This window comes from Paraburkholderia lacunae, assembly GCF_003353175.1.
Taxonomy (GTDB): Bacteria; Pseudomonadota; Gammaproteobacteria; order Burkholderiales; family Burkholderiaceae; genus Paraburkholderia; species Paraburkholderia lacunae.
The window spans coordinates 255,651-281,117 of the sequence record NZ_QHKS01000006.1 but is presented as its reverse complement, the minus strand read 5'-3'; the positions used below and the strand labels follow the sequence as shown (position 1 = coordinate 281,117).

General features: G+C 61.8%; 21 protein-coding genes and 1 pseudogene. 9 read left to right on the top strand and 13 right to left on the bottom strand.

The window, feature by feature from the left end; genetic code table 11:
* Positions 1-131: 131 nt before the first annotated feature.
* Positions 132-404 carry a transposase gene (locus DLM46_RS11475; protein ID WP_115100872.1) on the top strand — a complete coding sequence of 91 codons (273 nt, stop codon included), beginning with the start codon at positions 132-134 and terminating at the stop codon, positions 402-404.
* Between the two features lie 149 nt (positions 405-553).
* Here the strand turns inward: DLM46_RS11475 and DLM46_RS11470 are convergent, their stop codons facing one another.
* Positions 554-973 (bottom strand): histidine kinase, encoded by a 420-nt coding sequence (locus DLM46_RS11470; RefSeq protein WP_115100951.1) that lies wholly within the window; start codon positions 971-973, stop codon positions 554-556.
* Between the two features lie 109 nt (positions 974-1,082).
* Complete coding sequence (locus DLM46_RS11465) at positions 1,083-1,838, bottom strand: COG4705 family protein (protein WP_115100871.1); 756 nt, start codon at positions 1,836-1,838, stop codon at positions 1,083-1,085.
* Between the two features lie 500 nt (positions 1,839-2,338).
* Between DLM46_RS11465 and DLM46_RS11460 the strand changes: the two genes are divergently transcribed.
* The 4 genes from DLM46_RS11460 to DLM46_RS11445 all read left to right on the top strand — a co-directional run bounded on the left by DLM46_RS11460 (position 2,339) and on the right by DLM46_RS11445 (position 6,634).
* A complete protein-coding gene (locus DLM46_RS11460) occupies positions 2,339-3,529 on the top strand; it encodes a CaiB/BaiF CoA transferase family protein (RefSeq protein WP_115100870.1) in 1,191 nt (396 codons plus the stop codon).
* A gap of 15 nt (positions 3,530-3,544) precedes the next feature.
* Positions 3,545-4,519 carry a hydroxymethylglutaryl-CoA lyase gene (locus DLM46_RS11455; protein WP_115100869.1) on the top strand — a complete coding sequence of 325 codons (975 nt, stop codon included), beginning with the start codon at positions 3,545-3,547 and terminating at the stop codon, positions 4,517-4,519.
* A 1-nt stretch (position 4,520) separates the two neighbouring features.
* Positions 4,521-4,907: a VOC family protein gene (locus DLM46_RS11450; RefSeq protein WP_115100868.1), complete on the top strand. Its 387-nt coding sequence runs from the start codon at positions 4,521-4,523 to the stop codon at positions 4,905-4,907.
* Positions 4,908-5,176: 269 nt separating this feature from the next.
* Complete coding sequence (locus DLM46_RS11445) at positions 5,177-6,634, top strand: MFS transporter (protein WP_115100867.1); 1,458 nt, start codon at positions 5,177-5,179, stop codon at positions 6,632-6,634.
* A gap of 74 nt (positions 6,635-6,708) precedes the next feature.
* Here the strand turns inward: DLM46_RS11445 and DLM46_RS11440 are convergent, their stop codons facing one another.
* The gene (locus DLM46_RS11440) at positions 6,709-7,635 is read right to left on the bottom strand and encodes a LysR family transcriptional regulator (protein WP_115100866.1); all 927 of its coding nucleotides are present in this window, start codon (positions 7,633-7,635) and stop codon (positions 6,709-6,711) included.
* Between the two features lie 230 nt (positions 7,636-7,865).
* Here DLM46_RS11440 and DLM46_RS11435 point away from each other — a divergent pair, with 230 nt between their 5' ends.
* Positions 7,866-8,855 (top strand): D-2-hydroxyacid dehydrogenase, encoded by a 990-nt coding sequence (locus tag DLM46_RS11435; protein ID WP_115100865.1) that lies wholly within the window; start codon positions 7,866-7,868, stop codon positions 8,853-8,855.
* Between the two features lie 28 nt (positions 8,856-8,883).
* Here DLM46_RS11435 and DLM46_RS11430 read toward each other — a convergent pair.
* From DLM46_RS11430 to DLM46_RS11405, 6 genes and pseudogenes are all read right to left on the bottom strand, one after another.
* Positions 8,884-9,156 (bottom strand): annotated as a pseudogene (locus DLM46_RS11430) (IS30 family transposase); the annotation flags it as partial.
* On the bottom strand, positions 9,150-10,742 hold the full coding sequence (locus tag DLM46_RS11425; RefSeq protein ID WP_115100864.1) for a T6SS phospholipase effector Tle1-like catalytic domain-containing protein: 1,593 nt from the start codon (positions 10,740-10,742) through the stop codon (positions 9,150-9,152). The gene DLM46_RS11425 and the pseudogene DLM46_RS11430, both read right to left, overlap by 7 nt.
* 22 nt (positions 10,743-10,764) lie before the next feature.
* On the bottom strand, positions 10,765-11,244 hold the full coding sequence (locus DLM46_RS11420; protein ID WP_165847957.1) for a DUF3304 domain-containing protein: 480 nt from the start codon (positions 11,242-11,244) through the stop codon (positions 10,765-10,767).
* Positions 11,245-11,293: 49 nt separating this feature from the next.
* Positions 11,294-11,752, bottom strand: coding sequence for a hypothetical protein (locus DLM46_RS11415; RefSeq protein WP_133300327.1), 459 nt, complete (start codon positions 11,750-11,752; stop codon positions 11,294-11,296).
* A 100-nt stretch (positions 11,753-11,852) separates the two neighbouring features.
* Positions 11,853-12,647, bottom strand: coding sequence for a DUF4123 domain-containing protein (locus DLM46_RS11410; RefSeq protein ID WP_115100862.1), 795 nt, complete (start codon positions 12,645-12,647; stop codon positions 11,853-11,855).
* Positions 12,647-15,280, bottom strand: coding sequence for a type VI secretion system Vgr family protein (locus DLM46_RS11405; protein WP_244306084.1), 2,634 nt, complete (start codon positions 15,278-15,280; stop codon positions 12,647-12,649). Before DLM46_RS11405 ends, DLM46_RS11410 begins: the two co-directional genes overlap by 1 nt.
* A gap of 568 nt (positions 15,281-15,848) precedes the next feature.
* Here DLM46_RS11405 and DLM46_RS11400 point away from each other — a divergent pair.
* A complete protein-coding gene (locus DLM46_RS11400) occupies positions 15,849-16,349 on the top strand; it encodes a CPBP family intramembrane glutamic endopeptidase (RefSeq protein WP_165847956.1) in 501 nt (166 codons plus the stop codon).
* 58 nt (positions 16,350-16,407) lie between these two features.
* Here DLM46_RS11400 and DLM46_RS11395 read toward each other — a convergent pair whose 3' ends face one another.
* The 4 genes from DLM46_RS11395 to DLM46_RS11380 all read right to left on the bottom strand — a co-directional run bounded on the left by DLM46_RS11395 (position 16,408) and on the right by DLM46_RS11380 (position 23,170).
* Positions 16,408-19,521: an efflux RND transporter permease subunit gene (locus tag DLM46_RS11395; protein WP_115100860.1), complete on the bottom strand. Its 3,114-nt coding sequence runs from the start codon at positions 19,519-19,521 to the stop codon at positions 16,408-16,410.
* Positions 19,518-20,867 (bottom strand): efflux RND transporter periplasmic adaptor subunit, encoded by a 1,350-nt coding sequence (locus DLM46_RS39830; protein ID WP_115100859.1) that lies wholly within the window; start codon positions 20,865-20,867, stop codon positions 19,518-19,520. Before DLM46_RS39830 ends, DLM46_RS11395 begins: the two co-directional genes overlap by 4 nt.
* Positions 20,864-22,276 carry an efflux transporter outer membrane subunit gene (locus tag DLM46_RS11385; RefSeq protein ID WP_165847955.1) on the bottom strand — a complete coding sequence of 471 codons (1,413 nt, stop codon included), beginning with the start codon at positions 22,274-22,276 and terminating at the stop codon, positions 20,864-20,866. The genes DLM46_RS39830 and DLM46_RS11385 overlap by 4 nt, the downstream gene beginning before the upstream one ends.
* Before the next feature lie 216 nt (positions 22,277-22,492).
* Positions 22,493-23,170, bottom strand: coding sequence for a response regulator transcription factor (locus tag DLM46_RS11380; RefSeq protein ID WP_115100857.1), 678 nt, complete (start codon positions 23,168-23,170; stop codon positions 22,493-22,495).
* A 223-nt stretch (positions 23,171-23,393) separates the two neighbouring features.
* Between DLM46_RS11380 and DLM46_RS11375 the strand changes: the two genes are divergently transcribed.
* Together DLM46_RS11375 and DLM46_RS11370 are read left to right on the top strand one after the other, a co-directional pair.
* Positions 23,394-24,077, top strand: a complete 684-nt coding sequence (locus tag DLM46_RS11375) for a response regulator transcription factor (protein WP_115100856.1) — start codon at positions 23,394-23,396, stop codon at positions 24,075-24,077.
* A complete protein-coding gene (locus DLM46_RS11370; protein ID WP_115100855.1) occupies positions 24,064-25,419 on the top strand; it encodes a sensor histidine kinase in 1,356 nt (451 codons plus the stop codon). Before DLM46_RS11375 ends, DLM46_RS11370 begins: the two co-directional genes overlap by 14 nt.
* The last annotated feature ends 48 nt before the right edge of the window (positions 25,420-25,467 follow it).

The following is a 25,467-nucleotide window of genomic DNA, read 5'->3' as shown; positions in this document are numbered from 1 at the left end:
GGCAGAATCAAAGATTTACCGTCATGCACTGCAACAAGACTATTTGACCGAGCAAAATAGATTGACTAGTATCGGCACGAACGCAGCACGCAACGACTGCGACCTTCCAATACAGACATTCCGGGTGGCCGATGCTCCAGATTCCCCTCACTGACGCCGATTGGGATCGCGTCCAGCGTTTCTTTCCGGCGATATCGTCGGCGCGCGGCCGACCACGCCGCAACGATCGGGACATCCTCAACGCAATCCTGTGGATCCAGCAGAACAAGGAAAAATGGCACAGGCTCCCCGCGACTTTTCCGCCGCAGCAGACCTGCTACCTTCGCTATATGACGTGGAAGAAGATGGGGGTGCTCGATCAGGTGAATGATCTTCTGGTCCGCGACACGGCTCTTGCCATTTGAAGGCGCATAGCGGCGCCGAGTCGATTCCGGTTGCTTTAAACGCCGGTTTCAAGCGTCATGCGAACCCGACGATGATTCGCACACCATATCGATCGATGGCGCCACTCGTGGTCTCGCGGATGGCGCCAGATTCGATTACGGTGAGGACGTCAGGCCTTGCCGCTCATCCGGTCGATAACGGCCAGCAGATCAGCGAGCGATTGCTTGCAATCCGCCGCATTCGGCGTGCCGGCGCGCAATGCGCTCAATGCGCGATCGATTGCCTTGTCGACGGTGTGCCAGTCGGCTGCGGCGCGTGGCTTCAGCGATGGCTCGGCATCGTCCCAAGCGAGCTCCAGATCCTTGATGCGCGCTTTGCCGCCCGCGAGATCGCCTTTGCCGACCAGGGCCGCGGTATCGGCGGCAATCTTGCGGAACGGCGACAGGTCGCCGAGCTTCGACGCCTTGGCCGGTTCGGCAGCCACCGCGGACGAAAAGCCGATCCTGCCCGGCTCGAGGTGGCCAAAACTGGCTGCGGAGATCGCGATGAACGAAGCAATGACGGCTCGACTCAGGGTACGTTGATTCATGATTGTTCTCTTCGGTTGGATTCGATATTCGGTGACAAACGAAGGCATCGCGCGTGGCTTTCCGCACGACGCGGATTCAGGGCTCGAGGTTCAAGGTTCGCGCACAGGTTCAAGGTTCGCGTACGGTGACCGCGCGCATGGACCGCTGTTCGATAGCGCTGGCGAAGATAACCAGCACGACGATCGCGCTCAGGAACAACACGCTCGTATTGATCGTGCCCAGGCCGAGACCGCCGTATGCGCGTGACTGCGAGAGCAGATCGCCGAACGAGGCGCCCAACGGCCGCGTCAGAATGTAGGCAATCCAGAAGGTCAGCACAGGATTTCCGCCGACGTAATAGCCGATGCCCACCACCGCAATCAGCGCGCCGAACGCCACCACACCGATCATGAAGCCGAGTCCCAAGGCTTCTGTCGCGAGATCGCCGGCGGCGGTGCCCAATGCGAACGTAAATAAGATGGTGGCCCAGTAAAACAGTTCTCTGCGTGTCGTGACGATCGTGTGGATCGATAGCGTTCGCTCGCTGCGATACCAGAGCGCGAACACCACGGCGAGCGCAAGGGAAAACGCAATCGTGCTGGCGTAAAGACTGACGCCGAGACCGTCGGTCAGCGCATCGGTGATCTGCGTGCCGACCACGCTGACCAGAACCACGGTCAGCCAATAAATCCACGGTACGTACTTGCGCTTACGAAGCTGCGCGGTCAGTGCGGCGAGCAGCAACGCAAGCATCATCCCGCCGGTGAGCGCCGTGCCGAGACCGACGTGCACGGCCAGATAGTCCGCACCGGTCTCGCCGACGGTGGTTGCCATGATCTTGATCGCCCAGAAGACAAGTGTCGCTTCAGGCACTTTGTTGCTCATGTCGGCAACGCGATGGTTCGAGATCTCTGCCAAGCTGGTTCTCCCGTTAACAGGCATATAGATCGACGCTGCGAGCGAGGCGGCTCGCGTTTCGTCCAGGCGCCAATATGCGACGGGGAACCTTATGGAAGGCTTACGACGATGCAAAAAAGATTCGCGAGTCGCTGTCGTCGCCCGCATCAGGAAGACAAGCTTCGATCGAGCCTTAAGAGATGCTTAAGGGCCGCGCGAAATGCCAGAAATATACCGCTCAAGCACTCGGGTTCCAGGCTGATAGACAGAGCGCAGTATGAACGTCTTCTCTCGGAGGATTTAGATATCCTGAACTGACGCCACGGCGGCGAAACTACCGCGCGGGGCCGGCCATCCCGTTACAAGCATGAGGTCACCGTTCCCGCGCCTTTCCCGCCCGGAAAGCATGCTTGACGATCCGTCGATTATCGCGCCCGCGAAAATCCCGCAACATGGTCGCCATGGATTTCACATAGGGAGACAGGGTGATGCAGCGCCCTCTGGAAGGCATTCGGGTACTTGAGATGGGGCAGCTCATTGCTGGCCCTTTCGCCGGAAAAATGTTGGCGGAGTTCGGCGCCGACGTCATCAAGATCGAGCCGCCGGGAACCGGTGATCCGCTGCGCAAATGGCGCCTGCTTCATGAAGGTACCTCGGTCTGGTGGGTGGTGCAGTCCCGCAACAAGAAGTCCGTGTCGCTCGATCTGCGCTCCACTGAGGGTCAGGAAGTCGCTCGTCGCCTGATTGCACAAAGCGACGTGTTGATCGAAAACTTTCGTCCCGGCACGCTCGAGAACTGGGGGCTCGGCTGGGACGAGCTGCGACAGATCAATCCCGGTCTGGTCATGTTGCGCGTGTCCGGATACGGCCAATCCGGGCCGTATCGCGACCGGCCGGGCTTCGGCGTCGTGGCCGAAGCGATGGGCGGATTGCGGCACCTGACGGGCGAGCCCGGCCGCACGCCCGTGCGCGTCGGCATCTCGCTCGGCGACTCGCTTGCCGCACTGCATGGCGTCATCGGCATACTGCTTGCCCTTCGGCACCGGGAGCAACAGGGAGGGCTGGGGCAGGTGGTCGACGTCGCCCTCTACGAGTCCGTGTTCAACATGATGGAGAGTCTGCTTCCCGAGTACGCGGTGTTCGGCACGGTCCGGCAGCCTGCCGGCAGCAGCCTGCCAGGCATCGCACCGACCAACGCGTACAAGTGCCGCGACGGCAAATACGCGCTGATTGCCGGCAACGGCGACAGCATCTTTCGTCGGCTCATGGAGCTGATTGACCGGCCCGATCTCGGCATCGACCCGGCACTCGCACAGAACGACGGCCGCGTGAAGCAGGTGGAACGCATAGACGCCGCCATCGGCGCGTGGACGGCCCAGCTCTCGCTCGACGACGTCCTCGCCGCGCTCAACGAAGCGAAGATTCCCGCAGGCCGCATCTACGACGTCGCCGACATCGCCGCCGACCCGCACTACAGGGCACGCGACATGATCTTGAATGCCGAGCTTCCCGACGGCACGTCCGTCCAGGTGCCGGGCATCGTGCCGAAGCTGAGCGAGACGCCCGGCGCGATCGCGCATCCTGCCCCGGCGCTCGGCGAGCACACCGACGAGGTGCTCGCCGAGCTGGGCATCGATGCGGACACCCGCGCCGCATGGCGCTCGCGCAATGTTATCTAGCAAGGAGCCGACGACATGTCGACAGCACCAAAGAGACTAAATATCCACGAAGTCGCCACGCGCGACGGCTTGCAGAACGAAGCGCGATTCGTGGACACGGACGCGAAGATCGCGCTGGTGAACCGTCTGAGCCAGTGCGGATTCGCCAAGATCGAGGTCACCTCGTTCACCTCGCCGCGAGCCATCCCGGCGCTGCGCGATGCCGAAGCCGTGATGCAGCAGATCACGCGTGTGCCCGGCGTGATCTATACGGTGCTCGTGCCCAACGTGCGCGGTGCGCAACGGGCGATGTCGTGTGGCGTCGACGAGGTCAATCTCGTCATGTCGATCAGCGAGAGCCACAACCGCACCAATCTGCGCATGACACGAGAGCAGTCATTTGCGCAGCTTCGCGACGTTGTTTCTGTCATGCGCGAAACCGGCGTTGCGATCAACGTCTCGCTTTCCACCGCGATGGGCTGTCCGATGGAAGGCGACGTGCCCGTCGCGAAAGTGCTGGGCTGGATGCGGCGCTTCGCCGATCTCGGCGTGCATGGCATCACCCTGTGCGACACGACGGGCATGGCTTTCCCATCCCAAGTGAGCGATCTGTGCCGTCAAGCGATCGACGCCTTGCCCCAGCTCGAACTCACTCTCCATTTCCACAATACCCGCGGCATGGCGCTCGCTAATACGCTCGCAGCGCTCGATGCCGGCATCGACCGTTTCGATTCGTCGCTCGGAGGCCTCGGCGGTTGCCCGTATGCGCCCGGCGCAACGGGAAACGTCTGCACGGAAGAGCTCGTTCACATGCTGGATCTCGACGGCTACGACACAGGCGTCGATCTTGCCGCGGTACTCGATGCGGCAGCCCTTCTGCCGGACCTCATCGGTCACGACGTCCCAAGCCAGCTGCTAAAAGCCGGCCACCGCCTCGACCTTCACCCAATGCCCGCTTTCGCGGCCGACGGCATTCCCGAACAGCGCGCGTTCGCGCAACAAGGAGCATGAAATGGCTCTGATCGATCATCTCGATCACCTGGTCCTCACCTGTGTGGACCCCGAGGCAACGAAAGACTTCTACACCCGCGTGTTGCAGATGGAACTGGAAACCTTCGGTGCGGGCCGCCTTGCATTTCGTTTCGGCAACCAGAAGATCAACCTGCACGTGCGTGGCGCCGAGTTCGAGCCCAAGGCGCACGTGCCGGTGCCTGGCGCACTGGACCTCTGCTTCATCGCCACGGTGCCGCTCGACGACGTCATTGCGCATCTGAACCGGATGGAATGGCCGATCATCGAAGGCCCCGTCGTGCGTACTGGCGCCACGCAGAAGATCCGTTCGGTATACGTGCGAGACCCCGACCTGAACCTGATCGAGATTTCCGAAGTTTCGAAGTAACACCCAAGGACCTGCTTTCGCACCGGGGCAAAGACCCCGGGCCGCACGGTCATACCTGTACACATCAAGCTTTGCATGGGACCCGAGTAGGTGCTTTGCATGGGACCGGAGTAACACGCTAAAGCGTGAACTCCGGTCGACAGCTAAAGCGCCAACTCCGGTCGACCGCTGCGGGCCTGGAGTAAGTGCTCAAGCACTAACTCCAGGCAACCTCAGCATGGGACCGGAGTAAGCGCTAAAGCGCCAACTCCGGTCGACAAGGAGACGTCATGAGCATCAACCAGTTCGATCTGCGCGGCGACGCGGCCGCGGGCACCCCGATACCCATCCCTCACGACAGCGTCGCGCAGGATCCGATCAGCCGGTTCGCCGGAGACGCAACGCTCGGCAGCCTGATGGACGACATGCCCGTAGGCGCGCTGCACAGGTTCGTCGTCTGGGTCGTCGGCATTGGCCTTTTCTTCGACATGTACGAGATATTCCTCGTCAGCTCGATCGGATCCGCGCTGCAGCACGAGTTCGGTATCAACAGGCAAAGCGCCGACTTCAAGCTGCTGCTGGCGTCGGCCTTCATCGGCATGTTTTTCGGCGCGTTCTGCCTTGGAAGCCTCGCCGATCGCATCGGCCGGCGCAAGGCGTTCGTATTTACTCTGCTCTGGTACAGCGCCTTTTCGCTAATCGGCGCATTTTCGGTCAACGCCAGCATGCTTGTGGCCTGCCGGTTTCTTACGGGTATCGGCGTGGGTGCGATCTATCCGGTTGCGGACAGCTACCTGTCCGAAATCCTGCCCCGGGAGCGCAGAGGCCGGCTGGCCGCATGGGCCTACACGACGTCGTACGTCGCGGTGCCTCTGGTCGGCTTTCTCGCGGTGTGGCTCAATCCGCTGCAGGTCGGCACCGTGGCGGGATGGCGCATCATTCTGGCCGTCGGCAGCCTCGGCGCCGTGTTCGTGCTGCTCGTCCAGCACAGGCTGCCGGAAAGCCCGCGCTGGCTGCTGGCCCGCGGGCGCGTCGAGGAGGCGCACGCCGAGCTGCGCCGCTTCGCCGATAGTGCAGGCGCGAGCCTGCCCGCGATCGTCTCCGCTGGCCCTGCAAAGCCGCACGCGTTGGGCATAGGCGAGCGCATCGCGGCGCTGCGTCAGGCACCTTATGGCAAGCGGTATCTGATGCTCGCAGTCTTTCACCTGTTTCAGGCATTCGGCTACTATGGCTTCGGCACACTGGCGAGCACCGTCGTGAAAAGCAGAGGCTTCGACGTCACCGACGGAACGCTGTTCATGGCCCTGTCTTTCCTCGGTTATCCCGTGGGTTCGCTGCTGTCGATACCGCTGCTCAACTGGATCGAGCGCCGTACGCTCGTCGTCGCGTCCATCCTGTCGATCGCTGTGTTCGGTCTTTGCTTCGCGTATTCCGCCAACACAGTCCTGATCGTCACGTTCGGCGTGCTCACGACCTGCGCTTCGAACGTGTTCAGCAACGCGTACCATATTTACCAGGCCGAAATCTTTCCTGCACGCGTGCGCTCGACGGCGATCGGCAGCACCTATGCGTTGTCCCGCATCATGAGCGGCTCGCTGCCTTTCCTTCTGTTACCGGTGTTGAACCAATATGGACCCGGCGCCATGTTTGGGGTCATCTCCGTAGCGCTGTTGATCGTGGCATTCGTCGTGCGCGTGCTTGGTCCGCTGACCACTCGCCGCAGCCAGGACGAAATCAACCCTGTCTAAAGGCTCGTCGAGGCAACGACGAACACGCTGGCCGCGGGCGGTATTCGACGATCGCCGCCTGCGGCAATCTTCCGTCAGCGCCGGGAACTCGTGGGCTCCACATCTGCCTCGCCCGACAGGAAGTCGAACAGCCTGGCGACCTCCGGCGCGGCCATCGCCGAATCGTTCACGCCGATCCACAGTGTTCTGGCCGCCCATGGATCCGTGAGCCTTACCATGCGCAACCGGGTGGTGACCAGCTCCGGCCTCACGGCCGCGCGCGGCAGGATGCCGATGCCGAGCCCGCACTCGATCATGCGGCAAATGCCGTCGAAGCTAGACACCTGAATCCTGAGCTTGAGCGGCCGCCCGGCCTCGAATGAGGCGTCGGTCATCCTTGCAAGCAGCGAGCTGCCGGTACTCAGTCCGACATAGTCTTCGTCGAGCGTATCCACGAAGTCGATATGTTCCTCGCGAGCCAGTGAATGAGACTGCGGAACGAGCAGGACCAGTTCGTCCTGCCTGTACAGACGCCGCTCGATCCCGTACGCGGGCACGTTGTCCGCGAACACGCCGAGATCGGCCTTGCCCGACTTCACCGCATCGACGATCTCACCGCTGAGCCGCTCCTCGAGGCTGATCTTGATGGTCTGGTTCGCATCGAGGAACCGCGCGAGATCGGCTGGCAGAAACTGGACGATGGACGAAGTGTTGGCCCACAGTCTGACGTGTCCCCGCACGCCGACGGCGTAATCGCCCATTTCGCTGGCCATGCTGTTCACCTGATCGAGGATGCGGGACGCGTGCTCGACCAATCCCCGGCCTGCTGCCGTGAGCTCGACGCCACGCGGCCGGCGAATCAGAAGCGGACAGTCTGTCACGCTCTCCAGTTCCGCGATGCGCTTGCTGATTGCCGATAGCGTGAGCTGGCCGCGCTCGGCCGCTTTTGTCAGGCTGCCATGCTCGGCGACGAGCAGAAAAACTCTCAGGGATTGCAGGTCGAAGTGCGTGGGGTTGACCATGGCGGCTATTCCGGCGGATGAGATTCAGTGAGACGGCCCGATAGAGTCTACACGCCCGTGTCACGAGCCATCCTGCCAGTCGCCCGACCCTTTCCCTGACGCCAAGCATCGTGGAGCAAGCAGCAACCGAAACATGGAGCGAACTGCGCACAATGCCGGTTGGAGGCGTACTTCGTTCGGTTGACGAGTCGCCAATGCCCGAACGCATTTTTTCTACATGAGGTTCCGATATGCATGGCACTGCGCGACCGCTGCGAGTGGTCTTTCTCGACCGGGCTACGATTTCGCCCCAGACGAAATTGAAAGAACTGCCGTTTCCGCACGTGTTCGAACTTTTCGACCACACAGCAGCCGAGCAGGTCTCGTCGCGCATCCGATACGCTGATATCGTCCTGACCAACAAGGTGCGCCTGACTGCGCGCGATATCGCGGACGCCAGCAACCTGAAGATGATCGCCGTTGCGGCAACCGGCACTGACCACATCGACCTGCAAGCTTGCGTTGCACGCGGTGTGGTCGTGAGCAACATACGGAACTACGCGGTGCAAACCGTCCCGGAACATACGTTCGCGCTGATCTTCGCCTTGCGCAGGAGCCTCACAGCCTACCGTGACGCCGTGCGTGCCGGGCGCTGGTTTGAGTCGGGCCAGTTCTGCTTTTTCGATTATCCGATCCGGGACCTGAAGGGTTCGACACTCGGCGTCATCGGCGACGGTGTACTGGGCCGGGCCGTTGCCGAAATCGGCCGGGCGCTCGGCATGCGCGTGCTCTTCTCCGCGTACAAGGACCGAACCGACATGGGACCGTTGTACACGCCGTTCGACGAGTTGCTCCAGCAATCCGACGTTATCACCCTGCATTGCCCGTTGACAGCAGCCACACGAAACCTGATCGCTGAACCCGAGTTCGCGCGGATAGCGAAAGGAAGACGGCGGCCGCTGATTGTGAATACCGCTCGTGGGGGTCTTGTCGACGAAGCAGCGCTCGTCGCCGCGCTGAAGGCCGGAACTATCTCAGGCGCAGGGTTCGACGTCGTCACACAGGAACCGCTGCCGGAAGACCACCTGTTCAATGAAGTGCTTGGCCACCCCGCGTTTATCCTGACTCCCCACGTGGCCTGGGCAAGTGACGAGGCCATCCAGTGTCTTGCCGACCAATTGGTTGAGAACATAGTTACGTTCGTCGAGGGCAGACCCGCCCATGTCGTCACGCCGCAGTAGGACGTGCCGGTCGCCAAAAACGGCGGATTCAACCGGTGGATGCAATAGTTTGCTGGAATCGCTCGGCTGGCGTTTCGTAGTCCAGGGTCTTTCTCGGACGCTCATTCAATCGTCTCGCCACGGCGTTGAGTTTGGCCTGTGAATACACTGACAGGTCGGTCCCTTTAGGGAACTACTGTCTTAACAGGCCGTTCGTATTTTCGTTTGATCCGCGCTGCCATGGATGCTGAGGATCGCAGAAGTAGACCTGGATATCAGTGGCCACGGTGAAACGTTTGTGCCCCGCCATCTCCATTACGCGACCACCACGTCGTTTTGTCTGACTGGGTCGTTTTCAGCGAGATAACACTTGTCGTCGCAATAGATTCCGCGCTGGTCCCACAGCGCGCAGGGCCACGACGTAAAAGCGGCAACGGAATCGTGAACGTACTCGGCCAGTAAGCGATCGACGACCAACAAAGGCGGCTCCGGCTCGTCCCACGCCGACAGGATCATTTTCTCGTAAGGTGTCAGTTCGCGCGGCGTTGGCGGGTAGCTATTCGGGCCTGGGCGGCGTTCGATCGGGTTGCGCAGGAACTCGATATGCCGCTCTAGCCGCCGCTGCTCGCGCAAAAGCTGGTTTGCCTGCTCTTGCGGATCCTTCGGCACGTCATACATCCACTCGTTCGGCTGACAGGCCGGATGGTCCGCGTCCGTACCGGCCGGTACGGCTCGGCAAAACGACTCGCCGACCTTTGCATACAAATGACCCAACACGCGCTCGTCCGCATGGTGTCGAGCGAGGATGCTTCGCCAGCGGAAGTTCAGGTGGCGATGCGGCTGGATTAGCTCTTCGAGTGTGTCGCCACTGGCGGGCGACAGTGCCGCCATGTATTCGCTATAAAGCTTCACGATAGGCGCATCGTCGACCAGTTCGAAATCCCTCCTGAGACGCGGCTCCATTTGACTCGGCGACGTTAACGGCACACCCGCCCGTAAAGCCTCAGCCATCATGTGCCGAAGCGGAATTGCCGAAAGATCCTGACTGCGCCCCTGTTCCTCCGGCCCGTAGCCTCCGCCAACGTCGGAATGCACGCCGGGATACACCACTTCTTCACAATTGCCCGGATAGGTCTTATCGACGCGAACCGAATCGAGTGGAAACGCTCGACGCACTTCATGCGCCGCAACGAAATGCACGCAACGCTCGACCTCGGCAGGAATAGCCAGTTCGGAAGCCCAGCTCATATTCAGCGCGGGGCCGCCGACCGACGCGACAGTATCGAATAGCCCCATGAAATTGATGCGCATTCGTACACGCATGCCGTTCGGAGCTTGCCAATACAGCTTGCCACTGTCTTTCAAACACTTCTGCTCCACGAATCGACGCGCGAACACCCGAGCTTGTGTCGCACCCCGGGAGAATCCGAAAATCGCGATCGTAATCTCCCGCATATGCTTCCATGAACCGGCACCCCAATCCACTTCCAGTCGACGTGAAAATTCCGCCAGTGCAAACTCGATTCGCAGATCACCGCCCGCACCAAATCCCAATCCGATAGTTCCGCCTTCATCATCCTTCAAATGGTCTGTATAGCCGACCACTTTGACAAATCTGAAGGGAGTGCCGACGCCGGGCAGATATACGCGAACCGCATCCACCGCGATGGAGTCCTTTGCCGCACGGAACAATTTTGCGACATTCGAGTGCTTTTTGAGCGGAATATCTCGATCCATATTGTTATTCGTGCCATCGAAGAAGAACGACAGCTTTGGGTAGAGGCGGCATGCAACCATATCGGACTTATCGGTTGGATATTGATTGCGCGCAACGTCCAGCCCCCCGTCAATCGCCACCTGCTTAAGTTCTTCGTTAGTGATAGGCAAAACAGCTTGGCGTACCGTCACGATAGTTCCTGTCGGAAAGATATTATTTGCTCAAGCACCCTGATCCGCTCGGCGAGAATGCCAAGGCCGCAGTATTGCGATCTCGAAGAATGACGCAAAGATATGCGTCGGTCTTATGCCAATCCGGGTCCTGATGCGGCCCCTCCGGCGGGAAGCGAACTTGCACACTGTGCTTTTCGTCAGGTAGCGTTACAGCTTTGGTCTTCGGGTCTTCCTCGTATCCCCATTCCCATGTCACAGTAACAGGCTTGCTCCAGTCCTTCACGCCCGGAAAACAGCATGCCGAGCTACCGCCACCGCCTTGCCTACTTACATCCCCCGCCCAGTATTTCTCGACAAAGACGTTCACTGCATAGCGATCGGTATGGTTGACAGGTACCATTGCCAGCGCCGGCCCCGAACCAGCAAGCGGATCGTCAGGAGCCTTATTGTCGGCACATGCAGTCAGCGCGAACGCTGCGACTGTCGAGATCAACATATTTCTTAGAACTTTTGCAAACATGATCGAAGGCACCCTAATAAGCAACGCGCGTCACATACAAATGAGACAACTATTTACTCCTTTTCTCGCAATCCTCACTGCTTCGCCCAAAATCAAGGTCAACTTTGTCGACATCGCGAAATATCACACAAATCACCGGCTTAATTTTCTCTTCCTTTAATTTTTTCAAAACATCTAGTTTATTTTCCTGGAAATTAGCAACTATCATATCCTCACTATCCGGCTTAAAAAGCATGCCTCCTTTATCCTGAGAAAACTCCGCTTCCCACTGAAAATAAATGCGAACCGGGCGACTCCAATCTTTTTTTGCTGAGACACAGCACATCGGAACCTCAACATATCCCGGATACACTCCAATGCCAATCCCATCTCCATCCATTTGAATGTTGGCTATGTAGTGATGCGAGTTATTAACCGTTGTAACCAGCACAGTTTCTTGTTCATCATCCTTTGCAACGTGTGAAGATGTCGCAAATGATTCAGAGGAAAAGCAAAGTAACCCGGACATAGCCAAGCAAATCAAAAACACACACCGAACTGCACATCGACAAAAATTCACATTTCCCTCCACCAAATTCTCACCTTCATTAGTCAGATCAACTCGTCAATCAGTGCGAATCGAAGAAATCACCCCGCATCAGGACGTGAGTGCAGTAATCCATCCATGCGCCCGTTCCCTCGATGCCGAGCTGCCGCGCGCGCTCAATCTGGCGGCAGACAAACCCGTAGCGCTCGTGCTCAGGCACATCGGCCAGCGCATCCGGCGCATGCTCGCCGATATGCTGGAGCAACCCGTCCGGCACACTCGCATCAATCAACGCATCGACCTGCACCTGTTCCAGCTTGAGCGGCGGCCGAAGCGGCGCGGCGGATGCCGGCATCCGCTCCTGGGTCCAGTCGACCTGACGCAGCACGCCGCCGCGATCCCAATACGACCAGCGCAGCACTGGCGCAAGAAACGCCTGACGCTGCGCGTCGGTCAGCACCGGTCCTTTCACAAACAGCGTTTCGTCATCGCGCGAGCCGATCAACGTCGCAAGAATCGCCGGGTCCCAAAACGCCAGCACGATCAGCTCGCCGTCCGGCAGGTGCACCCGAAGGAATTGCTTCAGGTGACCGGCCAGCGCCACGAGCGGCAGGGGCGACGCCAGCAAGGATGCGCACGGCGCAGCCGGCGCATGCTGATCGAGCCACACACGCACCGAGTCAAAGTTACCTGGGGGGATGTAGACAAGGTGGGGAGACACGGCCTGCACATCCGACCCGCCGTCCATCAGGCAAACGATATGGTCCGGTCGAGCGGATAAGGCGCCGGGAAGCGCGGCGTTCTGCACCGGGTCGACGAGCGCATAGAGGTGCGCGCCCAACGGCTCAACTTCGGCAAACGCGAGCTGCGTATCCATCACGCCCCCGTCGTCACGAAGGGCGAGCGCCCTGCCGCGCGCTTCATCATGCACGGCACGCACACCGCGTCCGGCAAGGTCGGCATCTGGAACGGCATGCTGGCCGGCCCATTGAAGCTATGCAGGCTGCCCTTCACGTCGATCTTGCCGGGCGCGTGGATCTCGATGTTGCCCTTCGCGATGCGAATATAGGCTTCCCCGCAGGTGATCAGGATTTCCTGATCGGCCGCGATCTCGATACGTCCTGTCGTCGACAGGATCTGGAGGATTTTCTGGGCGATGAGCCCGATGTTGTCGCCGTGGGACTCGATCTGCACCGGCCCCTTCGAGAACATCTTCACGCCTTCTTGCGCGAACAGACTGGCCGCTTCCCCAACGCTCATCGCAAGCGACTTGCCGGTCGCCACGAAAGCGCCCTTGCCCGCCACGACATTCACGTGCTGGTCAGCAGCGACCTGAATCGATTGCGGCGTCGACAACCCGATCCCGGCCGCACTGCCGAGCAGCATCAGCGGGGCCCTGAACGTGTTCGCGCTACCCGTCCCACCGCCCGCCGTCCGGCCGCCCTTCGTCTCAGGCGCTGACGACTGCTGCGTCGCGTCCGTAAAATGCGTCAGGGCAGCGTGTCCGTCCTTCAGGCTGGCCGCGCGATGCTGCTCGGCGAGTGACGACTGCGCCGCCATCACGTCGGCCGCGTCTTTCAGCTGCTCGCGCGCCTCGTCGACGTCGAGCTGGTCGCCGTCGTGTCGCGCCTCGTATGTACCCACATAGAGGCCGCGGTTCGCCCGGATCGCGCCGTAGCGATCGGCATGCAAGGTATATCCCAGCCCGAGAAACCGGCCGCGCGTGTTGCCCTGCTGAACGATCGCATAGCCAAGCGTCAGGTGACTATAGTCGCTGCCCGTCGTACTCAGGAGCCGCGCACGGGTCTGCCCGGTCGCATCGTCGAGCTGGACCTCGTTGTAGCCACCGCCACCGCCGTATTCACGCGACTGAAAGCCTGAGAACAACCCGTGCGAATGCCACATCGGCGGCGTTGCCCCGCCAGGTGCGCGAGACACGACATAGGGCCGGTCGCAATCACCGCCGACGAAATCGATGTAGATGGTCTCGCCCCTGCGCGGGACGTGGACGCCGCCGTATCGCTCGCCCGTGTCGGACTGCGCGATCAGCAGCGCGGGCGACGTATTGAACGCTTCGGCCGGGCTTTGCCGATCCCAGTGGAATCGCACCTTGACCCGGTTCAGCGCATCGGTCCAGATCTCCTCGCCGTTCGGCGTTACCACCGTCGCCATCTCGACCGTCATGACGGGCTTGGGATGGTCAAACGGGCTGCGATACTCGACGTCGGTCCGCTGCGCCTCGACCTCGACCACGTAGACACCGACCGAGCCGTCCTGCGGGTGCGAGGCGATCGCCAACGCCGAGCCGGTTGAAGAGCGGACACGCTCGACGTCCGCTTGCAGGCTGTACGGGAGGTGCGCCCCCGGCTGCACAATCGGGACGTTGTTCTGGATCGTCCAGCGCACCGCGACGGCCACGAATTCCCGCTGTCGTGCATCCGTCTCGGTGTGCGCCGGGTGATCGTCCAGCACGAAGCGTCCGCCAATGTCGATCCAGCGCGAACCGCCGACGCCGAAGAATCGCCGCGATCGCGACTCGTATTCCTCGGCGCGAATCTGCGCCCAACTCCCGCCGCGATCCGAGTCGGGATAGCGGTACGCGCCGGCGCTGTAATGCTCCAGTTGCGGGTACGGGATTTTCTTCTCTTCCTCGGTCCGCCAGTTCACCTGTTCCGTGTAGCTGGTCGTCTGGACCGTGCTTTGCACTTCGAACGGGCTGGTCGGCCGTTTGTAGTCGCCCGAGCGCGATGCGACGGCTACGCTGTTCAACTGGCGCAGCGCCGTCCACTGCGTGAACCGGTCGACTTCATCGCCGACGTCGCCGCGATAGAAACCGATCGGCTTCGCGTCGGGCAACGTGCTGACGCGATCGACAATGACGTAGGTCGTTTTCTGCTCGTTATCGGCGTGCGCCCAGTAGCCGTAAAGCCCTTCATCCTCCATCAGCCGTTCAGCGAAATTCCAATCCGTCTCGCTCTGCCGGCAATACGAACGCACGGCGAGCGGCCGGCTCAGCTTGAACTGGAACGCGCCCTGAAGCTGCGGGTAGCGGTTGAACACGTCGGACAGAATGGCCGTCGCGTCGCGATCGAGCCAGTAGTGTTCGTCGCGGCGGTGGCGCAGAAAGTGCAATGCCGACGAGAACCCAATTTGATACGTCGTGAGCCCTCCATCGGCCCCGAGGCGTTGCACCTTGTGGACGTAGCCGTGGATCGGACGATACTCGGAATCGAAGTCGAATGTCCCGCGCGGCAACTGCAACCACAACGTGACCGGCTGCGCCATCAACGCATCGAGATTCAGATCGTCACGCGTCGACGCGGCGTCGATCGTCCATGTATAGTCGCGGCCGAGCCTGGCCTCCCCAATCGCGCGCAGCGGAATCAGGGCGTTGGCCCCGAGCGGCGTGTCGAGCTTCAGTAACCGGTCCCGCTGCAACAGGCCGCGATGGATGGCCTCAAAAATCGGCTGAGGCGACAGGCCGCCGAACGCGCGCGGCTGCATCGTCATCGTTCATTTCCTTGTTCTCAAGTTCTCCGGACGGCACGCGTGGCCACCCCTCCCCTTATTGAGCGCTTCGCTTGATTCTGAGGCAGAGAGATCGCCCTATCCGGGCAGCAAGAATATCAAATCATCAGACGAAAACTGCAAATCGGCCGGTTGAAAGCGCGCCGTGCATCAAAATTTCACAAAAATTGACAGTGGAGACGCCGTCGTTTCACCGATTCGTCGCTGCCGATCGTGCGAGCCGATCAAAGCTCCATTAGTAAGCACACCGGTATATCACCCGTCGAGATTCACCTTGCGCCCGGTTACTATCTGCAAGTGCGACGTGAATGTCGCTTGATTCGTTGTTTCACCGCTGAGGTTAGCGGGAGGAAACCGGGCGTTCCGTCGTCCGTAGTCTATCGGTGCATGCAAGGCCGGCAACAGCCTTGTATGAAGCCACCGAGACAATGGAGCCCTGTGCAAGCCACGCCAAGGTCTGGATACCGAAGCGTCTCTGCGAGTGTCAATGCGGAGGGGGCGCTGGACTGAATGGCATGGTCAAGATTACTTTTCCGGAGGGCGTATCTCGATGATCAAATTTCCAACTTTAGTTGGTTCTTGCTATAGCAATCTGAAAGTGATGCTTTTCGGATTGCCGACAGTGAAACTCATTCCACTCGCGCTATTGCTAACTTATGTTGCAACGCTACCGTCCGTCATTTCCGTTCTGGTCAGTCCCGAATCTCCTATCGGCGGGCCCGGCTGGGGCAAGCAAGACGTCTTTCGGATGATTCTGTTCGGATGCGTGCTTGCGCCGTTGCTCGAAACGGCATTTCATCAGTGGGCCTGTCTCCGCATACTTCAGAAGCTCCGTTGTCGAGCAAGCGTTGCTATTCTTGTCTCCTCGGCGGTGTTCGGTCTGGCTCACGACTACAGCATTCCATACATGGCGACGGCGTTCCTGGGCGGGGTCGTCCTATCGACGGTCTTTGTGATCGAGAGCAAACGGAATGGCCATCCATTTCTAGCTACGCTGACTGTCCACGCCTTGCGAAACTGGATAACAACCACGTACATACTTTTAGTGTGAGCCAGTCCCGCCATTGATCTGCTTCATTGGTCCGATTCATTGGTCCAATGGTGAGCGCTCAACCCACGGATTCCGTTTCGACCACACTGCCGCTCGAGCGCTGCTTCTCCAGCCAATGCGACAGACGGTCGAACCACAAATGCACCACCGGCGTCGTGAACAGCGTCAGCATCTGCGAAACGATCAGGCCGCCGACAATCGCAATCCCGAGCGGCACGCGCAACTCGGCGCCCGCACCATGCCCGAGCGCGAGCGGCAACGCGCCGAACAGAGCCGCAAGCGTGGTCATCATAATCGGCCGGAAGCGCAGCACGCAGGCCTGCCGGATCGCTTCGCGCGGCGACAGGCCCTGCTCCCGTTCCGCCACGAGCGCGAAGTCGATCATCATGATCGCGTTCTTCTTCACAATGCCGATCAGCAGGATGATGCCGATCATCCCCATGATCGAGAGATCCTGACCGCACAGCATCAACGCAAGCAGAGCGCCCACGCCCGCTGAAGGCAGCGTCGAGATAATGGTGAGCGGATGAATCGCGCTCTCGTACAGGATGCCGAGTATCAGATAGACCACCACGAGCGCCGCGGCGATCAGATACGGCTCGCTCGCGAGCGATGCCTGGAACGCCTGCGCGGTACCCTGAAACGAGCCCGCCAGACTATCGGGCTTGCCAGCCGCAACCTCGGCCTGGTGAATCGCCGTCACCGCGTTACCGAGCGACTGCCCCGCCGCGAGATTGAACGAGATCGTCACGGACGGGAACAGCCCCTGATGATTCACCGAAATCGGCGACACGTTGTTCTCGAGTTTCGCCAGCGTGTCGAGCGGCACCAGTTCGTTGGTCAACGGCGAGCGCACGTAGAGGTGCGCGAGCGCATCCATAGTCAACTGAAAAGCCGGGCTGACTTCCTCGACGACATGGTACTGATTCAGTTGCGTGAAGAGCGTCGCGATCTGCCGCTGGCCAAACGCATCGTAAAGCGTGTCGTCGATCGCCTGCGCGGTGATGCCGAAACGCGAAGCCGTGCTGCGGTCGATCACGAGCGTCGCGCTGGTGGCGGCGGCTTGCTGGTCGGAAGTGACTTCGGCGAGTTGCGGCAGCTTCGACAGCCGGTCGGTCAGCACGCCGGCCCATCGGTTCAGTTCGCCGATGTCGGGGTCCTGCAACGTGTACTGATACTGCGCGGCGCTGATCCGGCCGCCCACCTGAATGTCCTGCCGCACCTGCATCGACAGTGAAATGCCCATGATCTTCGCCAGTTCCGGCTTCAGGCGATTGAGCACCTGCGCCGCGCTGTCCTTGCGCTGATTGAACGGCTTCAGGTTGATCATGACGCGCCCCTGGCTCACGGTCGGATTCGGGCCCATCCAGTAGTAGACGTTATCGACAGCCGGATCGGCTTCGATCAGATTGCCCAGTTGCTGCATCTTGACCGACATCGAGCGAGGCGAGATGTCCGGCGCGGCCTGGGCGACGCCCATGATCAAGCCGGAGTCTTCCTGCGGAAAGAAGCCCTTCGGGATCACGACGAACAACGCGCCGGTGGCCGCAATCGTGGCGACCGTCACCGCCAGCATCAGCTTCTGATGACTCAGCACCCAATCGAGGCCACGCTCGTAGCGCCGCTCCACCGCGGTAAAGCCCGCTTCGAGCCACGCTTCCAACTTGCGCATCGGGCTTGCGTCATCCGGCTCGGGCAAACGGATCAGCCAGCCGCACAGCATCGGCGTCACGGTCAGCGATACCAGCGCCGACATCACGATCGCCACGCTCACCGTCACCGCGAATTCGCGGAACAGACGGCCGACAATGCCGCCCATCAGCAGGATCGGAATGAAGACGGCGATCAGCGAGATCGTCATCGAAACGATGGTGAAGCGCACTTCCATTGCGCCGAGCAGGGCGGCTTTCATTCTGGGCACACCCTCTTCGATATGCCGCATCACGTTTTCGATCACGACGATCGCATCGTCCACCACGAAGCCCACCGCGATCGTCAGACCCATCAGCGACAGATTGTCGAGGCTATAGCCAAGCAGATACATCACGCCGAACGTGGCCACCAACGAAAGCGGAATCGTCAGGCTCGGAATCACCGTCGCCCACAGGTTGCGCAGGAACGAGAAAATGACCATCACGACCAAGGCGATCGTCAGCATCAGCGTGAACTGCACGTCGTGCACCGACGCGTCGATGGTCTGCGTTCGATCGCCCACAACGTGCAGATGCGCGGCCGCGGGCAGCGTCGCTTCGAGCGCCGGCAGCGTCGCCTTGATGTTGGCGATGGTCTGCACGACGTTGAAGCCGGGTTGCTTGTGAATGTCGAGAATGATCGCGCGCTCGTGTTGCAGCCACGCGGCCTGCTGGTTGTCTTCGGCGGCGTTCAGAACCGTGCCGAGATCGGACACGCGAATCGGCGCGCCGTTCTTGTACGCCACCACCAGATCGCGATACTCCGAGGCGCTCGTGATCTGGTCGGTCGCATTGAAGATGACCGAGCGGTCCGGGCCGTTCAGACTGCCCTTCGGCGCATTCACTGTTTGCACGCTCACGATCGAGCGCACGTCTTCCAGCGTCAAGCCGCGCGCGGTGAGCTTGTCCGGATCGAGCTGGATGCGCACCGCGGGCCGCTGCTGGCCGTGGAAATCGACGAGGCCGACGCCGGGCATCTGCGAGATCTGTTGCGCCAGATAATCTTCGGCGTAGCTGTCGAGCTGCGTGAGCGTCAGCGAAGGCGACGTCAGCGCCAGCGACAGCAACGTGAAGTCGGCCGGGTTGACCTTCTGATAGGTCGGCGGGTTCGGCAGATTCTTCGGCAGATTACCGCCGGCAGCGTTGATCGCGGTCTGCACGTCCTGTGCCGCGCCGTTGATGTCGCGCGACAGGTCGAACTGCACGGCAATGTTCGTGGTGCCGAGCGAGCTCGACGACGTCATCTGCGTCACGCCGGAAATCAGCGAAAGTTGCCGCTCCAATGGCGTCGCCACCGAAGTCGCCATCGTTTCCGCACTTGCGCCGGGCAACTTCGCAACGATCTGGATGGTCGGAAAGTCGACTTGCGGCAAGGGCGCGACGGGCAGCAGAAAATACGCTACCGCGCCGACCAGCAGCACCGCGATCGCCAGAAAACTGGTCGCGACGCGCCGCTTGATGAACAACTCCATGAAACTCATGACGGATGGTCCTGGTTAGCCTGGTTGTCCGCTGCGTTGGTGTTGGCGTTGGTGTTGGTGTTGGTGTTGGTGTTGGTGTTGGTGTTGGTGTTGGTGTTGGTGTTGGTGTTGGTGTTGGTGTTGGTGTTGGTGTTGGTGTTGGTGTTGGTGTTGGTGTTGGTGTTGGTGTTGGCGTTGGCCTGCGGCGCTTCGGCCACCGTCGCCACCATGGTCGCCGCCACCTGCACGCCCGGGTTCAGCCGGCTTTGTCCGTCGAACACGATCAGATCCGCCGGGGCAATGCCGCTGCGTATCTCCGTCATGCCGTCGACCGCGACGCCGGTTTGCACCGGCCGCATCCGCGCCGTGCCGTTCGCGTCGATCACATACAGTTGCGTGCCGTTCTGCGTATTCACCACGGCGCGGCTCGGCACCGCGAGACGCTGCGAATCGGTACGCATCAGCACGCGCGCGTTCACCAGTTCGCCCGGCCAGAGCGTGCGGTCCTTGTTGGTGAACGAGGCCTTGAGCCTGATCTGGCCGGTTGTCGCATCCACCGTGCTGTCGATGAACACGAGCGTGCCCTCCGCAAGCGGCGTACTGCCGGAACGCGTGGTGACGTTCACCGCGAGCGGCGCTTTCGCCTGATTGGCGAGCAGGTCGGGCAGCACGTCCTGAGGCACCGAGAACTGCACGGTGATCGGCTCCATTTGCGTGACCGTGACGATGCCGGTCGTGTCGGCCGGATGCACGATCGCGCCGATGTCGGCTTCGCGCGCGCCGACGCGGCCGGTGAACGGCGCGCATAGCGTCGTGAAGCTGAGTTGCAGGCGCTCGCTCTGCACCAGCGCAGCATCCGCGGCGACGGTCGCGGCGAGTGCTTCCACTTGCGACCTCGCCGTGTCGACCGCCTGGGTGGTCGCCGCGCCGATGCCGACCAGCTTCGAATAACGCGCGAAATCGAGCCGCGCGTTGTCGAGCGACGCCTGGTCCTTGCGCTGCGCCGCTTCCGCCTGGTGCAGCTGGGCGCTCAGCGGTCCCTGATCGAGTTGCGCGAGCAGTTGTCCGGCTTTCACATCCTGCCCTTCGGTGAAGGCGATGCGCTGCAACTGGCCGTCGACGCGCACCTTGACGTCCACGGTATTGAGCGCCAGAACCGTGCCCACCGCCGCGACGCGGATCGGAAAGTCGCGCTTCGCCGCGTGGCCGGCGTTGACCGGCACGGCCTGCACCGATTTGACAGCCGGGTGCCTCGGCCAGAACCACGCCACGAGAATCACGACGAGAACGGCCACCGCCGCGATCAACGGCGCGCGGTTTCTGCGCGCACGCGGCGCCTCATGGTTCGGAAGGTCAGCAGGTTTCATGAGCGGGAAGGCGTAGAAGAGGAAGCGGGACTGGCGTCGCTATCGCCGGTGATGCCGAAGCCGCCGCCGAATGCGCGAAACAGACTGACCGACGCTTGCAGGCGCGCGAGCCGCGCCTGCACCAGCGTGTCTTCGGACTGGTACAGCGTGCGTTGGGCGTCGAGTACGGTCAGAAAATCGACGGTGCCGAGCGTGTACTGGGTTTGCGCGAGCGTGGCGGCCTTGCGGGCGGCGTCGGCGGCGTTCTGGTCGGCGGCCTCCGCGAGTTGCTGCTGCTGCGCCGCCGACAGCGAATCCTCGACGTCCTGCAGCGCGCTCACCACGGCCTGCCGGTAATCCGCCACGCTCTTCGTCTGCGCCGCCTGACTCGCATGCAGTTGGCCGCGCAGCGCGCCGCCGTCGAAGATCGGCGCCGCCAGCGAAGCGGCGATGCTGGCGAACGGGCTCGACAGGAAGTGCGACAGCGACTTGCTGCTGAGGCCGCCGTCGGCGGTCAGCACGAGGTTCGGCAGAAACGCCGCGCGCGCCGCGCCGACGCTCTGATTGGCCGCTTGCAACTGCGCTTCCTTGGAACGGACGTCGGGGCGCGTTTCGAGCAGACTCGCGGGCAGATTCGCGCGCGGCTGCGGAATGACGACGTCGGCGAGCGCGGTTTCGCTGACCGTGAATTGTTCGGGCGCCGTGCCCACCAGCACAGCGAGCGCATGCACGCTGGTGTCGAGTTGCTGCTGCAGCGCCGGCACCGCGGCCTGGAAGGTGGCGAGCGCATTGCGTTGCTGCTGCACTTGCAATTCGGTCGCGACGCCGGCGGCTTGTTGCGCGAGCAACAATTGCAGAATGCGTGCTGCGTCGTCGGAAATGGTCCGTGCGATCGCGAGACGGCGGCGCAGACTCTGCACCTGAAAATACGTGTCCGCAACCGAGGCAGTCAGCGTCAGCGCAACCGTATCGCGATCGAATTCGGACGCGCGTGCGAGCAGGTCGGCGGCATTGGCGTTGGCGGCATTCAAGCCCCAGAAATCGATTTCGTAGCTGGCTTCGGCGAAGAGGCTTTGGTTTTTGGTGGTCGAGCCGCGGCCCTGGTGACTGCGAGTAAACGTCCCCCCGACCGACAGCGAAGGATACTGCGGCGCGCCGGCTTTCTCGGCATTGCCGCGCGCCTGTTCGACGCTCGCGACGGCCGACGCCAGCGTGAAGTTGTTGCGCAGGCTGCGCTCGACCAGCGCGTCGAGCGCGGGGTCGTGATACTCGCGCCACCAGCCGCTTCTGACCGGCACCGTATCGGTCAGCGAGGCCCCTGCCGCGCCGTCGAAGGTTTGCGCCAGCGGCGTACTGGGCCGCTGATAGACAGGCGCGAGCGAGCAGCCGGCCAGAACCGCGGCAGCCAGCGTGCACACGGCAGCGCGCATGGCGCAGGAACTCCGCGCATGAGGACTGACGACGGGAGAAAACGGCGCCGGACGGAACAGCCCTGACATGGAAAGGCCTCAGGCAACAAAGAATCTCGCCAGATTAGCCAGTGGGTTCTGTCGGCGCTTTCGCCCAATGATTAAAAAAATTTAATGCGGCGCAGCATGCTTGTGGAACGGCTCGAGCAACGGCCTGTGCGCGACCGTTGACGGCATTCAGGGCGCGGGATTGAGCACATAGCCCGCGCCGACCACGGTGTGAATCAGCGCCACCGGAAAGTCGCGATCCACTTTCATCCGCAGGCGATGCATATGCATATCGATGATGTTGCCTCGCGGCTCGAAATCGTAATTCCACGCTGCCTCGAGCAGCATGCTGCGCGTCACGACCTGCCCCTCGCGGCGCGCGAGGCATTCGAGCAACAGGAACTCGCGATGCTGCAGGCGCAGATCGCGGCCCGCGCGGCTAGCGCTCCGCGCCCGCGTGTCGAGCACCAGATCCGCGCACTCGAGCCGCTCGCTCATCCTGCTGCGATCCGCGCGCCGTGCAAGCGCTTCGATTCTCGCCAGCACTTCGACGAACGCGTAGGGTTTCAACAGATAGTCGTCGCAACCCGCGCGTATCCCCTCGACACGTTCGTTCAGCCCGCCGAGCGCCGACAGCATCAGCACCGGCGTCGTGTCGCCGCCGGCGCGCAGTTGTTGCACGAGCGCGATGCCGTCGAGCGCGGGCAAGCGCCGATCGGTCACAATCACGTCGTAAATGCCCTCGCGCGCATAGGCGAGCCCGGTCGCACCGTCGGCCACCGTGTCGACAATGAGACCGCTCTCGCTCAAGCCTCGCGCCAGGAACTGGCTGGCGCGCATATCGTCTTCGATCAGAAGGATTCGCATCCGCAAGCGGGCTTACATTAAAATTTTTTCATGTTGGCGCGAAACGCCTGTGCAGCTTCGCGCGGCATACTGCGGAGATCGCGCGTATGGGCATAGTGTAAAACGGCCGGCCGCGGTGCGCCGCGCGTTGATTGCGTTGGCTGATTGGGTTGACTAACCGCGTTGACTAACTGAGCTGTCTGATTGAGCCGCTCATCGAGCGGCTCATTGACTGGATATAGGCATGTCGAATGTACTGGTCGTCGAGGACGACGAGCAAACCCTCGCCGAAATCGTCGAGGCCCTCACCGATCATGGCTGCACGGTGCAAGCCGCGAGCACGGGCCGCGACGGCCTGATGCTCGCGGTCGCCAACACATACGACGCTATCGTGCTCGATCGCATGTTGCCAGGCGGCCTCGAAGGGCTCGGCATGCTGGCGGCGTTGCGCAGCGCCGGCGTGCTCACGCCGGTGTTGATTCTCAGCGCGCTGTCCGCGGTCGATGAACGCGTGCGCGGTTTGCGTGCCGGCGGCGACGATTATCTGACCAAGCCGTTCGAATTCATCGAACTGACCGCGCGGCTCGACGCGCTGATGCGCCGGCGCGAAGCGGCGCCGGGTGTGCAGGAGTACCAGGTCGGGCCCTTGCGGCTCGACCCGCTCAAACGCGAAGTCACCTGCGGCGGCCGTCCGGTGCCGCTGCTGCCGCGTGAATACCGCTTGCTCGAATATCTGATGCAGCACGAAGGCCAGGTGGTGAGCCGCACCATGCTGTTCGAAGCGGTGTGGGATTACCGGCTCGACGAGCGGACCAATGTGATCGACGTGCACATCAGCCGTCTGAGGAAAAAGCTGGACCCGGACGGGTCGGCGCCGATGATCGATACCGTGCGCGGTTCGGGGTACATGCTGCATGCGCCTGACTGAACTGCACCGCACCACCGGTTTTCGCCTCGCCACGCTGTTTCTGGTGTTGTTCGGCGTGATCGCCATTTTGCTGTTCGGCTATCTCTACCGCGAGATCACCGGCTTCGAACAGGAACGCATCGACGACTGGCTGGTTCGGGAACACGTGGAGCTGATACGCGAAGACCCGAACGAACTGGTCGCGCGATTCCAGCATCAAGGCCTGTTCGACCCGCGCCACCAGCGCCCGTTCGCGCTGTTCGACAGCAGCGGCAAACATCTTGCGGGCGGCTATCCGGGCGAGCAGCCATCGATTCCCGCTTTCGACAAGCCGTTTTCGATGCGCCTCGCGAATCTACCGGGCCACCCGCCCGGACGATGCATCGCCGCGCGGCTGTCCGACGGCCGCGTCGCCTTGCTATGCCAGAACACTCGCGAGCTCGATCACTTCGACGAAGAACTGCTGCACGCGCTGCTGTCCACGGCCATGCTGACGTTGGCGATCGGCCTGATCGGCGCGAGCCTGATCGGCATCTCGGCGATGCGGCGGCTCGATGCGGTGACCGCGTCGATCGAAGAGATCGTCGCCGGCAATCTCAGCAGGCGTTTACCCGTGCATTCGAAACGCGACGACGTCGATCGTCTCGTCGGCGTCGTGAACGGCATGCTCGATGAGATCGAGCGGCTGATGCACGAAGTCAAAGGCGTGTGCGATGCGATTGCGCACGATCTGCGCACACCGCTCACGCGGATGCTCGGCGCGCTCGAACGCGCGCAGCGGCGCGCCAAAACCGAAGCGGAGTATCGCGCGGCGATCGACGACACCATTGTCGAGACCACCGGCCTGCTGCGCACCTTCAACGCGCTGCTGCGTATTTCGGAAATCGAGAGCGGCGTGCGCCGTGAGGGTTTTACGAATGTCGATCTGGCAGCCGTCGCCGATGACGTGTTCGAGTTGTACGAGCCGACCGCCGAAGACAAGCAGATCGCCTTCGACGTGCAGCGGACTAGCGCCGGTCCGCTGGAAATTCAGGGCGACCCGAGTCTGCTCTTCGAAGCGCTGGCGAATCTGGTGGAGAACGCCATCAAGTTCGCGCCGCATGGCGGCAAGGTACGGCTCACGGTGTTTCGCGACCGCACGGGCGCGGGCGTCAGCGTATCCGACGACGGGCCGGGCATCGCCCCCGCCGAACAGCAAGCCGTGCTACGGCGCTTCTATCGCGGCGAGGCAAGCCGCCATACGCCGGGCAGTGGGCTCGGCCTGAGTCTGGCGCTGGCGGTGGCCGGCATGCACGGCATGTCGATCCGTTTCAACGACGCCACGCCTGGCTGCGAGGTGATGCTGTACAAGCCGAATGAGTAGCGCCGCTCCGGGCGGCGCGACCGAATGAACGGGGCAGCATGACGGAAT